The sequence below is a fragment of the Rhodoferax sp. LS1P39 genome (assembly GCF_056521425.1).
Map to the genome: position 1 here is coordinate 113,717 of NZ_JBWMAV010000011.1, position 12,299 is coordinate 126,015.

General features: G+C 62.9%; 9 protein-coding genes. 2 read left to right on the forward strand and 7 right to left on the reverse strand.

Annotation, left to right across the window (positions count from 1 at the left end; genetic code table 11):
• Positions 1 to 13: 13 nt before the first annotated feature.
• The 4 genes from AC097O_RS17215 to AC097O_RS17230 form a co-directional block, all read right to left on the reverse strand.
• The gene (locus AC097O_RS17215) at positions 14 to 1,360 is read right to left on the reverse strand and encodes a TAXI family TRAP transporter solute-binding subunit (RefSeq protein WP_479594128.1); all 1,347 of its coding nucleotides are present in this window, start codon (positions 1,358 to 1,360) and stop codon (positions 14 to 16) included.
• 6 nt (positions 1,361 to 1,366) lie between these two features.
• Positions 1,367 to 4,396 (reverse strand): bifunctional diguanylate cyclase/phosphodiesterase, encoded by a 3,030-nt coding sequence (locus tag AC097O_RS17220; protein ID WP_479594129.1) that lies wholly within the window; start codon positions 4,394 to 4,396, stop codon positions 1,367 to 1,369.
• A gap of 472 nt (positions 4,397 to 4,868) precedes the next feature.
• The gene (locus tag AC097O_RS17225; protein WP_315242907.1) at positions 4,869 to 5,435 is read right to left on the reverse strand and encodes a 3-phenylpropionate/cinnamic acid dioxygenase subunit beta; all 567 of its coding nucleotides are present in this window, start codon (positions 5,433 to 5,435) and stop codon (positions 4,869 to 4,871) included.
• 27 nt (positions 5,436 to 5,462) lie between these two features.
• Entirely contained in the window at positions 5,463 to 6,863 is a 1,401-nt protein-coding gene (locus AC097O_RS17230; protein WP_479594130.1) for an aromatic ring-hydroxylating dioxygenase subunit alpha, read from the reverse strand.
• A 355-nt stretch (positions 6,864 to 7,218) separates the two neighbouring features.
• On the opposite strand from AC097O_RS17230, the gene AC097O_RS17235 reads away from it, so the two are divergent.
• Together AC097O_RS17235 and AC097O_RS17240 are read left to right on the forward strand one after the other, a co-directional pair.
• The gene (locus AC097O_RS17235; protein ID WP_479594131.1) at positions 7,219 to 8,463 is read left to right on the forward strand and encodes an MFS transporter; all 1,245 of its coding nucleotides are present in this window, start codon (positions 7,219 to 7,221) and stop codon (positions 8,461 to 8,463) included.
• A 29-nt stretch (positions 8,464 to 8,492) separates the two neighbouring features.
• A complete protein-coding gene (locus AC097O_RS17240; RefSeq protein ID WP_479594132.1) occupies positions 8,493 to 9,299 on the forward strand; it encodes an SDR family NAD(P)-dependent oxidoreductase in 807 nt (268 codons plus the stop codon).
• Here the strand turns inward: AC097O_RS17240 and AC097O_RS17245 are convergent.
• Genes AC097O_RS17245 through AC097O_RS17255 form a run of 3 tightly spaced genes read right to left on the reverse strand, consistent with a single transcriptional unit; the run spans position 9,296 to position 12,286 of the window.
• Positions 9,296 to 10,330, reverse strand: a complete 1,035-nt coding sequence (locus AC097O_RS17245) for an oxygenase (RefSeq protein WP_479594133.1) — start codon at positions 10,328 to 10,330, stop codon at positions 9,296 to 9,298. The two genes, AC097O_RS17240 and AC097O_RS17245, sit on opposite strands and share 4 nt — an antisense overlap.
• Complete coding sequence (locus AC097O_RS17250) at positions 10,308 to 11,264, reverse strand: Rieske 2Fe-2S domain-containing protein (RefSeq protein WP_479594134.1); 957 nt, start codon at positions 11,262 to 11,264, stop codon at positions 10,308 to 10,310. The genes AC097O_RS17245 and AC097O_RS17250 overlap by 23 nt, the downstream gene beginning before the upstream one ends.
• Positions 11,261 to 12,286, reverse strand: coding sequence for an amidohydrolase family protein (locus AC097O_RS17255; RefSeq protein ID WP_479594135.1), 1,026 nt, complete (start codon positions 12,284 to 12,286; stop codon positions 11,261 to 11,263). Before AC097O_RS17255 ends, AC097O_RS17250 begins: the two co-directional genes overlap by 4 nt.
• Positions 12,287 to 12,299 lie beyond the last annotated feature (13 nt).

Below are 12,299 nucleotides of genomic sequence, written 5' to 3' on the forward strand. Positions count from 1 at the left end.
CGGGCCGTTTTTTTTAAGGGGATGGTTCCTTCGGCCAGCTCGCCAGCAGCCGCCTGCGCACCGCTTCAATGTTGTTGCGCAGGGCGTAGAGCTCGTCGGTGTACGACAGGGGCACGGTGATGCGGTGGGTGACGCGGTCGAGTTCGTCCAGTTCGTCCAACAGAGCATCACGGTCGCCGCTGCGGGCATCAACCTTGGTTTCGATCTCGCGCAGGCGGGCGTACCAGCGAAACACCCGGCTGCGCACCCGGAACTGGTACAGCGGCGGCACGATCTTGCTCAAAGGCAACATCAGCACCAGCAAGCCACCCAGCACCAGCCACATGCGCTCGATCAGGTTGCTGGCCCAGAAGGGCAGGTAACGCTGCCAGAACGGCGGCGTGCCGTTGATGGCGCGGTCACCCTCGGGGCTGACCGGCAGCTCGCTGGTGCGGGTGTTGGGGAAGTCGCGCGCGCGGTTGAACCAGCCCGCGCCGCTGTGCACGGTTTGCGCACTCTGGGCGAAGAGCTGGCGCAGGGCCGGGTGGGTACGGTCACTGGAGATCAGCGAAGTGGTGGCGGCCAACATCGACACGTCGCTTGGTGGCATGTCGGCCGCCAGATCGACCACGCCGCGCGGCAGCGTCACGGCCGAGAGAAAGGCAAAACGCCGGGCATAGGCATCGCTTTGGCCGAAGTCCATCAGCTGGATACCGCGGGCACGCAACAGGCGCTGCACCAGCGGCGACTGGGGGGCCGATGCCAGCACCACCACGTCCAATTTTCCCGCCAGCAGCGCCGCCACGGCGGGCCCCGGCTCCAGGTTCGACAGCCGCAGGGTGCGGGCCTCGATGTGGTTGGCCTTGAACATCTTTTCCACGATGTCGGGTACGCCGCTGCCTTGCTTGTCGATATTGATGCGCAGCGTTTTCAACTGGGGCAGGGCGGTCAGCGTGCCAGTGGCGGGGTCGATCTTGCGGGCTGCGTCGCCACGGTAGAACAGCCAGAGAGGTTCGTAGAAAAGGCTGCCCAAAGACATCAGGCCCGCTTCGTCGTCGGCCACCGGGTCGGCGCTGCCGCCGCGCACAAAGCCCAGGTCGGCTTCGCCGCTGCGCAGCATTTGCAGGTTGTCTGCTGCGCCATCGGTGGATTTGAGGATCACGTCAATGCCATTGGCTTTGAGCGCACTGGCGTAACGTTGGCCGAACTCGGCGTACGCGCTTCCGTCCGGGCCGGTGGCCAGGGTGACGGTTTTGGGTGGTTGGGGGTCCAGGTACCAGTAGGCGGCGGCCAGCGCACCGATCACGATGAAGACCACCGGTCCGGCAGAAACCACCAGGTCGCGCAGGGACAGCAGGATCAGCTTGAGTGTCTTGGGCATGGGAGGTCAGATGACGGGAAAGTACGCCAACTCTGCCGATGGCACCTGCTCCTGGCGATGAAACCATTCCTCGAAGGCAGCCACCGGCAGCGGGCGGCTGAACAGATAGCCCTGGTAGGCATCACAGCCCTGGGCCGCAAGGAAGCCGCGCTGTGCCTCGGTTTCCACGCCTTCGGCGATCACCGCCAGCCCCAGACTGTGGCCCAGGGCAATGACGGTGCGGGCAATGGCCGCATCGTTGGGGTCGGTCAGAAGGTCGCGCACAAAAGATTGGTCGATTTTTAGCTGCTCCAGCGGCAGGCGTTTCAGGTAGGACAGGGACGAGTAGCCGGTGCCAAAGTCGTCCAGCGAGAAGCCTACACCCTGGGCCTTGAGCGAGCGCATTTTAGCGATGGTTTCCTCGACATCATTGACCAGCAGGCTCTCGGTCAGCTCCAGCTTCAGCAAGCGCGCCGGGGCCCCGGTGGATTCCAGCACCTCCAGCACCGATGCCACAAAGTCGGGCTGGCGGAACTGCCGGGCGCTGACGTTCACCGCCAGCGTAAGGTGCCGGGTGTGGGGCTGCAGGCTCCAGAGATGGAGCTGGCTGCACGCTTGCCGCAGTACCCAGTGGCCTAGCGGAAGGATCAGGCCGGTGTCCTCGGCCAGGGGGATGAATTCGTTGGGTGGCACCATGCCGCGCACCGGGTGGGGCCAGCGCAACAGCGCTTCGGCCCCCACCGACATTCCCAGGCCGTCCACCTGCAACTGGTAGTACAGCTGGAACTGCTGCAGCAGCAGCGCGCGGCGTATGTCGGCCTCCAGCGCCACGCGGGTGTTCACCACCGCCTGCATCTGGGGGTCGTAAAAGCGCAGCGTGTTACGCCCGGCCGCCTTGGCCTGGTACATGGCCAGGTCGGCCTGTTTGAGCAATTCGTCAATGCTGGCACCCGTGCCCTGGAACAGGGCGATGCCCAGGCTGGCCGACAACTGGTGTTCATGGGTTTCCAACAGATAGGGTCGGGTGATGGCATCGCGCATCTTTTCACCCACCACCTCGGCCTGGGCAGCGGCCTCATCGCGGTCGGCGCTGAGCTGCGTCAGCAGCACCACGAACTCGTCTCCGCCCAGGCGTGCCACGGTATCGGTGGCGCGCACGCATTCGGCCAGGCGGGTGGCCACCTGCTGCAGCAGCAAGTCCCCCATGTCATGGCCCAGACTGTCGTTCAGGGCTTTGAAGTTGTCGAGGTCAATGAACTGCAGCGCGCCAAAGTGGTGGCTGCGCACGCCCAGTGCCAGGGCTTGGCGTAGCCGGTCCACCAGCAGGCGGCGGTTCGGCAAATGGGTCAACGGGTCGTAGAAAGCCAGTTGGTTGATTTCCTCCTCGGCAGCCTTGCGCTGGGTAATGTCATTGAATGTGTTGACGTAGTGCGTGATCTTGCCGTGGTGGTCCCTGACGGCGGTGGTGCTGCGCGAGTCGGGGTAGATGTCGCCGTTTTTCCGCCGGTTCCACACTTCACCACGCCAGGTGCCGGTGCCGTCCACGCTGTCCCACATGGCCTGGTAAAACTCGCGTGGATGGCGGCCCGAGTTGAGAATGTTCAGACTTTGCCCCTGCACGTCGGCCTCGGCGTAACCCGTGATCTGGGTAAATGCTGAATTACAGCGCAGGATGCGGCGCTGCGCGTCGGTCACCGCCATGCCGCTCTGAGCGTTGAACGCCGTGGCGGCGATGCGCAGGTCCAGATCCGTCTGCACCCGCTGTGTGATGTTGCGGGCCAGCAGAATGAAACGCGGGTCATCCTGGTCGGGCCGGTCCAAAGGGGTTTTGCGGGCCACCGAAATTTCAAACCACTGCAGCCCCTGGACAAACGGCAGCTCGACCTGGCCGCCTTCCGATCGTCCCGTCTGTTGCGCCTCTGTCAAGGCAGCTTCCACCGTGCGGGCGGCATCCGGGGGCAGCAACTCTGCGGCTTTGCGCCCCAGGTAGTGTTCGGGCCGAATGTCCAGCAGCAGGGCAGGGGGCCTGCGGCAGTCGTACACCGTGCCATCCAGGCCAAGCTCGAACATCAGGTCAGGTATGGCATCCAGCGTAGCCTGCAGCTTGTTTTGGGTGGATGAGATTTCGTAGGTGCGCTCGGCAACCTGGGCTTCCAGATTCTGTTCCTGGCGCTTGAGCTGCATCAGCAGATGGGCCGCCCAGCCCAACAGGGTGCTGAAGAGCAGACCCAAGGCCGCCTTGAACGCCAACCCGGCCGGATCGCCCCAGCCCTGGATGGGCGCGGCACTCAGCACCCAGCGCCCGTTGGGCACCAGTACCTCCCGGTCCACGGTGTTGTCCAGTGGCTGGGTGCCCGACATAGCGATGGTTTGCCGCCGCTGGCTGTCAGGCTGTAGGCGCCACAGCTCATAAGCGACTCCCTGGTCCGTCAGTTGCGCCACACCGCTGCTCGCCAGTGCCTCCGGCAGCCGAATCACCACATACACAAAGCCCCAGAAATTCGCGGCCAAGGGGCTGGCATCTGCTTGCGGAAAATTCGGTAGATACACGGGCAAACGGCCCACCACGCCCAGACCGCCCTGCACCAGGTTCAGCGGCCCCGCCAACGTCAGCTTACCGGTTTCCACGGCGCGGTTGGCCTCCTTGCCCTGGACCGGGTCCTTGAGCTGGTTGAAGCCTATGCTGGCCTCGTTACCGGCCAGCGGCACCACCTGGCGGACGATGCCGCCCGGCGACAGGCCCAAGGTAGTCACCCCGGGATACAGAGGCAGCATTTCGCTGGCAACACCTTCGAAATTCGAGAATTGCCCTCCCGCCTGGTGCACCATGGCCGACAGCGCGTAGGTGCTGGACAGCGCCCGCTCCACCATGCTTTGGATTGCGTGGGCCCGGTCCGCCACGATACTGTCCACTCGGGCACGCTCGCTTTGCAGACGGCGTTGTTCCATGTTCCACACCAATAGCGCCGCCCCACAGGCGGTGACCACAAAAACCAGGCCCGCCACCACCCATGCATGGACAGCGCCAGGACGGCTTCGGGAAGACTGGGTCGTCATCGTGGGGGCAGGCTCATTGCGACTCTGAGTGTGTCAATTTGTAGTTTTAGCCCGACTATAAGGCCTATAGCGCAGCCCACGGGCCGTAGCGGACATCCCGTTAGACAATGGGATATAGGGACATCTGACACAAGTGCAATCCCAAGTTACAGACACCACCACCCAGCATTCGTCCGAAAAACATATAAAAACTGCCTCCTGTGCTCGTGATCAAAGCACAAGCAGCTATTTTTTAGATAGCATTCACGAGCATTTTGTTCGCGACACACCTTGCGCGGGCAAGGGAAATGAGGCCGGAAACTTGGCGGTTACAGAGCTATTATTACTTTATACGATGTATATTATGTTAACTTGCCTAGATAGTAGAGTGGTGCAGAAAACCACTGCTCTGGTACCCAGCGCCCGTCCCACCCCGTCCCATCCAAAAAAACGCTCCCATCGGGAGCGCTCTTTATTTCTGCCAAGTTTGAACCTACAAGAAGATCGCCAGGTTCGGCGTGCCCAGCACAGCCTGGTCCAGCAGGATTTCGCGGCGGGCCAACTTGAAGCTATTGCCGCTGACGCGCAGCACGTCCTGGCGCACGCCGCTGATCAGGTCGAACTCGTCGAAGTTGAAGCGGCTGCGGGTGATCAGCAGATTGCTTTGCACTTGGTACTCATCCGGGGCTGCGCCGGTGCGCACCAGCACGTTGGTGACCATGCGGCGCGTACGCGACGGTGGGTCTTCGGCCCAGGCACTCTTGGTGCCGGTGAGCCGCATGGCGCGGCCCATGATCGAGCGGTAATCGTCGTGGTAATGCTGTACCGTGCGGATGATGCTGGCGGCCTGGTTGGCCAGGGGCCGGGTCTGGCGCAGCGGCGCGGTGTAGACCAGGTCTTCGGCCAGGGTGGCCACCCAGTCTTTCAGCCGGATCTCGTCGAGCATGCAGGCTTCGTCGTACAGGAATTCCAGAATCTGGTTGTAGACGGGCGAGCCTATGGGTACGCGTTGCGTGGGGACTTCAGTGGCCACTGGAGCCTGTTCTTGTACTGCACTCATGGTGTCTCCTAAGTTGTAGCGTTGGGGTCAGACAGGGGCGGACATCAGTTCGCGCCAATGCAGCCACCAGTGCCACTGCGTGTCGTCTTTGGTGAAGCCCTCGTTGACGATGCCGGGGCCGGGCCAACCTGCGGGCGCGCCTTTTTCGTATACCGCCTGGTACTTGAGCGTTGATTTCTTGCCCATGGCACCCTTGGCGGCCAGGGTCATATGCGGCCAGGTGTCAGAGTCGTCCTGCTCGACCATGCCGGAGGTGCCAAACAACTGCACGGTCTGCTTCAGCATCTTTTCGCGCAGCGCGGGCGGTGCGTCTTTTTCGGCAAAGATCCAGTTGACGAATTCAAGCCGGTCTGGTCCCTTGGGCACGTAGGCGTGCAAGGTCATGGAGCCCACCACGGTGCCGTCGGCCTGGGGGATGTAGACAAAACCGAACAGCACGTTGGGGAACATGCCCCCTACCTGCGGCGGCATCGAGGTCTGCACTTGCAGCTGTTCAGGGCTGAGATTGCGCTTGAGCTGCTCAACCATGTCTTTGGTCATACCAGCGGGCGGTAGCGCATTGAGCTTTTCATCGACACTCAGGACATCCGGGTCCAGGCCCGTCATGCGGCGGATCTTGCGGCCCAGGTCGATACAGCGCAGCGCATGGCCGTGCGGCGAGCTGATTTCCACGCCGTACATTTCCGGGCTCAGGTCGCCACCACCGCCCTCCCCGTCGCCCTTCTTCGAGTAGTTGCCGACTTCGCCTAGCCAGCGGTGCAGCGTGAGAGTGTGGTAGCCGTCGGCCGCCGATTGCTCGCCCGCAGCCTTCCAGTTGGCCCGCACAGTAAAGCGCTGCGGTGGGCCAAGCACCTCCATGCCTTTGTCGGTGCGCTTGAAAAGGATGTCGTAATACCACTTGGCATCGCCCAGGAACTCGTCGAACGATGGGCCATCGATGTTCCAGGTGGCAAAAATCAGGCCGCCGTACAGCGTGACGCGGGCTTTCTTCAAGCCCAGCTCGTCCTTGGTCATGATCTTGCCGTGCATGCACTCTTTTTCGACCGGCGCGCCCAGAAAGGCACCGTTCGGGCGGAAAGCCCAGCCGTGGTAGATGCAGGTGTGGATCTGGGTGTTGCCCGCATCCAGCGTGGACACGCGCATGCCGCGGTGTGAGCACACGTTGAGCAGCACATGGACTTCGCCCGCCTTGTCGCGCGAGACGATGACCGAGTCTGAGCCCAGGTCGCGCACCATGAAGTCGCCCGAGGCGGGGATTTCTGAGTCGTGGCCCAGCAAAACCCAGGTTTTGCCGAAGATGCGCTCCATCTCCAGCTCGTAGAGTTCGGGGTCCGACAGCGCTCGCATCTGCACTTCGCGGGTTTTTACGTTCACCAGGTCGGCAACCTTGGTGCCATCGGCCAGAGTGGGACTGGTCTGTGTCAGCATGTGGATCTCCTTTGTAGGTTCGCCAATATAAACACTTTTCAAGTTTGTGTACATCAGGTATTGCCCCTAGGCCCTTCACGGTAAAAGTGCAATGTAGACAGCGGCATTTTGCAAACGATGCCAACCGATCCCGAATTCACAACAGCAATTTTGAAAATTCAGGCCATTTTTTAGGTATTAAATGAGCGGATAGCGCTTATTTAACAAGCGCAACAAGCTCTCATTTTTAGTATCAAAAAAAGGAGCAAACATACCCTTCTGCCAGCGCACCGTGTAGCGCTTACCCCAAGCACACTTAGCCTATTGGCACTTAAAATAAACACTTATTAAGAATTTGTATATTTTAATGACCAACATGCCCTCGTCGCCCCTGGCGCTGCCGCTGCGCAATCCCATCTTCCGCATGCTGTGGCTCGCCTGGCTGGCGGGCAATATGACGATGTGGATGAACGATGTGAGCGCGGCCTGGCTGATGGCCGAGCTGACCGAGGGGCCGATGATGGTGGCCCTGGTGCAGGCATCGGCCAGCCTGCCGCTGTTCTTGCTGGGCCTGCCCAGCGGCGCGCTGGCCGATCTGGTGAACCGCAAGCGGCTGTATGCGTTTGCCCAGTTCTGGATTGCGCTGGTGTCCATCGCCCTGGCCGTACTGGCCGCGGGCGGCTGGATGACCGCCCATTGGCTGCTGTTTCTGTGCTTTGCCAACGGCATCGGGCTGGCCATACGCTTTCCGGTGTTTGCCGCCATCATGCCCACGCTGGTGCCGCGCGAGCAGTTGATTTCGGCGCTGACCCTGAACGCTTTGGCCATCAATGTGTCGCGCATCGCCGGGCCTTTGCTGGCCGGGGTGGTGATCGCGTCGATGGGCATGGGCGCGGTGTTTACCCTGAATGCCGCACTCTCGCTGGTGTCTTGCGTGTTGATTTTGAAGTGCGGTCCGCAGACTGAAGAAGCCGCCACCCGGGGCCAGGGTTTCTTTGCCACCATGCGCGGTGGGCTGATTTTTGTACGCGAATCCAAGCCCATGCAGAAAATCTTATTGCGCATTTTTGTGTTTTTTGTGCACTCCATTGGCCTGATTGCGCTGCTGCCCCTGGTCGCCAAGGCCTTGCACGCCGACGCAACTACCTACACCATGCTGCTGGCCTCCATGGGAATCGGCGCGATTGTGACCGGGCTGACCATGCCGCACATCAGCAACGCCGCCAAGCCGGACCGCATCGTGGCAATCGGCGTGGTGCTGTATGCGGCTGCCACCGCCACGGTGGCGCTGACCTCGTCTTTCTGGCTGATTGGCATCGCGCTGGCGGTGTCGGGCGGCGTGTGGCTGAGTGTGGTCAACACCATCACCATGTCGGCCCAACTGGTCTTGCCCAACAGCCTGCGCGCCCGGGGCATGGCCATCTACCAAATGGCCATCATGGGCGGCAGCGCCGCCGGGGCGGCACTTTGGGGCCAGGTGGCGACCCATTCGTCGGTATCCACGGCCCTGCTGGCCTCGGCTGCCACCAGTCTGGTGGTGCTGTGGCTCACGCACCGCATCACGGTGCAGATCGAGGCGCACCACGACCTGACTTTGCCGACGGCTCCCATCTCCTCGTAAATCGCTTTTGCCCTTGAACGGAAAAAACCATGCCCCAAGCCTCAGAAGACCTCCAGGGAAAAGTCGCCATCATCAGCGGCGGTGCCGGTGCCATCGGAACCGCAACCGCCCGCAAGCTGGCCGGTTGCGGCGCGCGGGTGGTGATTGCCGATCTGCCAAAGGCCCAGGCCGAGCACGTGGCCGAAACTCTGCGCGGCGAAGGGCTGCAGGTGGTAGCGCACACGGTGGATATCGGCGATGAGGCCAGCATCCAGGCGCTGATGGCCTTTACTGCGCAGACCTTTGGACGGCTGGACATTCTGGACAACAACGCCGCCATGAAAGGCCTGCGCGAAGACCGCGATGTGCTGAGCATGGAATCGGCCCTGTGGGACAGCATGATGGCCACCAATGTGCGTGGCACCATGCTGATGTGCAAATACGCCCTGCCCGCACTGATCGCCAGCGGCGGCGGCTCGATTGTCAACATCAGCTCTGGCACCTCGCTGGCGGGCGATATGGTGCAAACCGCCTACGCGGTGTCCAAAGGCGCTATCAACACCCTCACCCGCTACGTGGCCACCCAGTACGGCGCGCAGGGCGTGCGCTGCAATGCGTTGTTGGTGGGCTCCGTCGTTACGCCCGCCATGCAAAAAGCGCTGCCCGAGCCGCTGCGCGAGGTGATCACCGCGCACAAGCTGTCGGGCCGTCTCGGCCTGCCGCAAGACATTGCCGAAGCGGTGAGCTTTCTGGCCTCGGACCGCGCCAGCTGGGTGACCGGGCAAACCTGGTCGGTGGACGGCGGCTATTTCGCGCACCTGCCCACCACGCCGCAACTAACGGCGCTGCGGAGCTAACCGTCCATACCGAGTAGCGTAGTGATATCCCGGCCCGGGTCGGCATCGCCGCCATAAGCGAAGTCGTTTTTGCGCTGGCGGGCGGCCAGCTGCTCCATTTGAAAACGGTAGCGGGTGCCGGGCGTGTCGAAGCGCGAATGCAGGTCGGGTCGGTCGCCCGGCTCAAAGTAGCAGGGGTTTTGCGGCCGCACCACCGAGTTGTCTTGCGGCTGGATGATGAAGGCAATGCGCGGCATCACATAGCGAAACGGTGCGGGGGCGGCCGTGGTGTTGAAGGTCACATCGCCACGCGAGCGGTGCCGTCCTACCGGCAAGAACGGCTGCAGGTTAGGCACGTCGTACCCAGGTCGAAAGCGCGGATACGACACGCAGACATTGCTGCGCAAATGCACGTGCAGCACGGCGCGGAAGTCCTGGAACCTGGCCCGCACGCCGCCCACCCAGCGCATGATGGGGGCCACCGACTTCTGCGTCACTGTGCGGGTACGGGTGATGGTCTCGGAGGTCCACTCCACCGCCACCTCGTCGCTATCCGATATGCCGTCGCCAATGGTATTGGCGTGCAAAAAGTCGGCATGGGTGAGGTCGATCAGGTTCTCGACCGACAGGGCTGATGTTGCGTCAAAGCGCACGGTGCGCTGGGTATAGCCCGGCAGGCTGCCGTCCAGCGGCAAGAACGGAATATGCGGCAGCAGGGCCACATCTGCGTTGTCGGGGTTGCCGTACCAGGCCCAGATGTAGCCATAGCGTTCCACCACCGGGTAGAGACCTGAGCCACCGGTGAAGGCGCTGACCTGATGCTTTCGGGCGGCTAACTGGTCGGGGCGGAATTCTGCCGCACACGGCCGCCCGTTGTCGCGCCACAAAAAGTAGGCTTGGGCGTGGATGATGCGGCGGATGGGTCGCTCGGTCACGTCGCGGCTGTGTGACACCGGAAACCAGGTATCGCGCAGGTCGTAGTTGACCGGGGTCCAGTCGCTGCGGCGGGGTTTGGTAGCCGGGGCCATTTCAGGCGAAGCTAAGGTGTGCATGGAGCACCTCCAGGGTTTGCAGGTTGGCAAGGGCAAGGTCCAGATCGCGCGACGGCGCTACCAGCAGGGCGGCAATGGCCGCGCCGTCTACCGCGCCGAACACCTCGAAACAGGGTTTGTGCAGCATTCGCGCGCTGCGCCAGCGCCAGGGTGCACCCGCTATTGACCGTGGAATGGCGCAGCCTCGCCAGCACAGGCTGGTGGTGCCGCGCAGGTTGGCGCTGGCGCCAATCCACACGGTGGCAATCGCAGCTTCGTCCGGGTCCAGCAGATCTACGCGGATGGCACCGCCGCGCAGGGCCACGGCGGTGCGCACGATCAGCGGGTAATCGACCACGAAGTTGGACGGCAGGCGGCGGTTTTGCCACACCGCGCCGCGGTCCAGCACCAGCCAGTCGCCCTCCTGGCGCGGGTCGCCCAGAAAGAAGTCGGTCATGCGCACACTGTCAAACGCCAACAGGCAGTCGGGGCCGTCCAGCATGGCGCGCAGGTACTCGTGGTGGGCCATGTTGACGGTGGTGCTGCCGGTGAATTCCAGGCCCTGCGGCTGGTAGGCGGGGCTGGGCAGCACGGGGCTGGGCACGCCCTCCCCCAGCCAGACATGCACAAAGCCCTGCGCTTCGGCCACCGGGTAGGCGCGGGCCGCGTAGCGGGGTGGCACGCGCTCGTCGGCTCGCAGGTTGGGAATGGTGTGGCAGGCCCCGCTGCTGCCATCAAAGGTCCAGCCGTGGTAGCCGCACTGCAGGCCGCGGGGGGTTACGGTGCCCAGCGACAACGGGACCCGGCGGTGTGGGCAACGGTCTTCCAACGCACACACTACTCCCGCCGCGTTGCGAAAAAGCACCATAGCTTCAGCATTGCACACCACGGCCAGCGGCTTGCTGCCGTTGACGGATTCGGAGAGCGCGGCGGCCCACCAGATGCCAGGGCTCATACCGCTACCGGCTGGTGCACGTCCAGACGCAACAGCTTGATGGCATTGGTGCTGCGGATCTTCTCGCGGTCGGCATCCGACAGGCCCAGCCCCGCGCTCAGGTCGCCATGGTCGTAGGCACCGCCAAAGTTGGTGCCGTAGAGCAGGTTGTCCACCCCCACCACCTCGGCCACGCCGCGGCGCAGGCCGGGGGCGTGCACATCCAGGTCGAAATAGAAATTTGGCAGATAGTCGATCAGCGGCTTTTGGTTGCGCGAATCGGGGGCCATCACGCGGTTCAGGTCGTTCAGACGGCCCAGCTGGAACACGGCCATACCCCCCGCATGGGTGATGTAGGTCTTGAGCGTGGGAAAGGTGTCGAGCACGCCGCCGTTGATCAAATACCAGAAGAACAGGGTTTCATCCACACAGTCGCCCACGATAGAGGTGGTTTCAAACTTGTCGTCGGTGTGCTTCTCTCCCCAGTAAATCGACTGGTTGAAGCCGTGCACCATGATGGGCACGTCGAGCTGGGTGATCTTTTCCCACACCGGGTACAGCGCTTCGCTGTGGGCTTCCAGGCCGTTGAAATTGGCCCCGCCTACGCACACACCCTTGGCCCCCAGCTGGGTCACGGCACGCTCGATCTCGCGCGCGGCCTCTACCGGGTTGGCCAGGTTGGCGTGGGCCCAAAAAGCGAAATGCTCCGGGTCCTGGGCGCAGAAGGCCGACAGTTCATCGTTGCAGATGCGGGCGTAGGTGTCGCCAAACTCGCCCGCCCAGTACATGAAGGCGTGCGACGGGGTGGACAGCACCAGCTTGTCGACCCCGCGCTCGGCCATCAGCGCACGGCGGGCGCTGTGGGTCATGCGGACCATCAGGTTGGCCTCGGCCTCTTCGTCGGTTTTGGCCTTGGAGGGCTGCATGGTGCCCAGCGAAAAGTGGCCGACAGTCAAGCCCTGGGGTTTCATGAAAGGCCCCCAGAACGGGTCGCGGCGCATCATGCCGGGGGTGAACAGGTGGGCGTGTACGTCAATCAGCATGGGGGTCTCCTCA

Excerpts from the sequence above, each read along its gene's own strand:
- AC097O_RS17250 (WP_479594134.1), bottom strand. The coding sequence starts at position 11,264 with ATGAGCCCTGGCATCTGGTGGGCCGCCGCGCTCTCCGAATCCGTCAAC.
- AC097O_RS17245 (WP_479594133.1), bottom strand. The coding sequence starts at position 10,330 with ATGCACACCTTAGCTTCGCCTGAAATGGCCCCGGCTACCAAACCCCGC.
- AC097O_RS17240 (WP_479594132.1), top strand. The coding sequence starts at position 8,493 with ATGCCCCAAGCCTCAGAAGACCTCCAGGGAAAAGTCGCCATCATCAGC.
- AC097O_RS17215 (WP_479594128.1), bottom strand. The coding sequence starts at position 1,360 with ATGCCCAAGACACTCAAGCTGATCCTGCTGTCCCTGCGCGACCTGGTG.
- AC097O_RS17220 (WP_479594129.1), bottom strand. The coding sequence starts at position 4,396 with ATGACGACCCAGTCTTCCCGAAGCCGTCCTGGCGCTGTCCATGCATGG.
- AC097O_RS17230 (WP_479594130.1), bottom strand. The coding sequence starts at position 6,863 with ATGCTGACACAGACCAGTCCCACTCTGGCCGATGGCACCAAGGTTGCC.
- AC097O_RS17225 (WP_315242907.1), bottom strand. The coding sequence starts at position 5,435 with ATGAGTGCAGTACAAGAACAGGCTCCAGTGGCCACTGAAGTCCCCACG.
- AC097O_RS17235 (WP_479594131.1), top strand. The coding sequence starts at position 7,219 with ATGCCCTCGTCGCCCCTGGCGCTGCCGCTGCGCAATCCCATCTTCCGC.
- AC097O_RS17255 (WP_479594135.1), bottom strand. The coding sequence starts at position 12,286 with ATGCTGATTGACGTACACGCCCACCTGTTCACCCCCGGCATGATGCGC.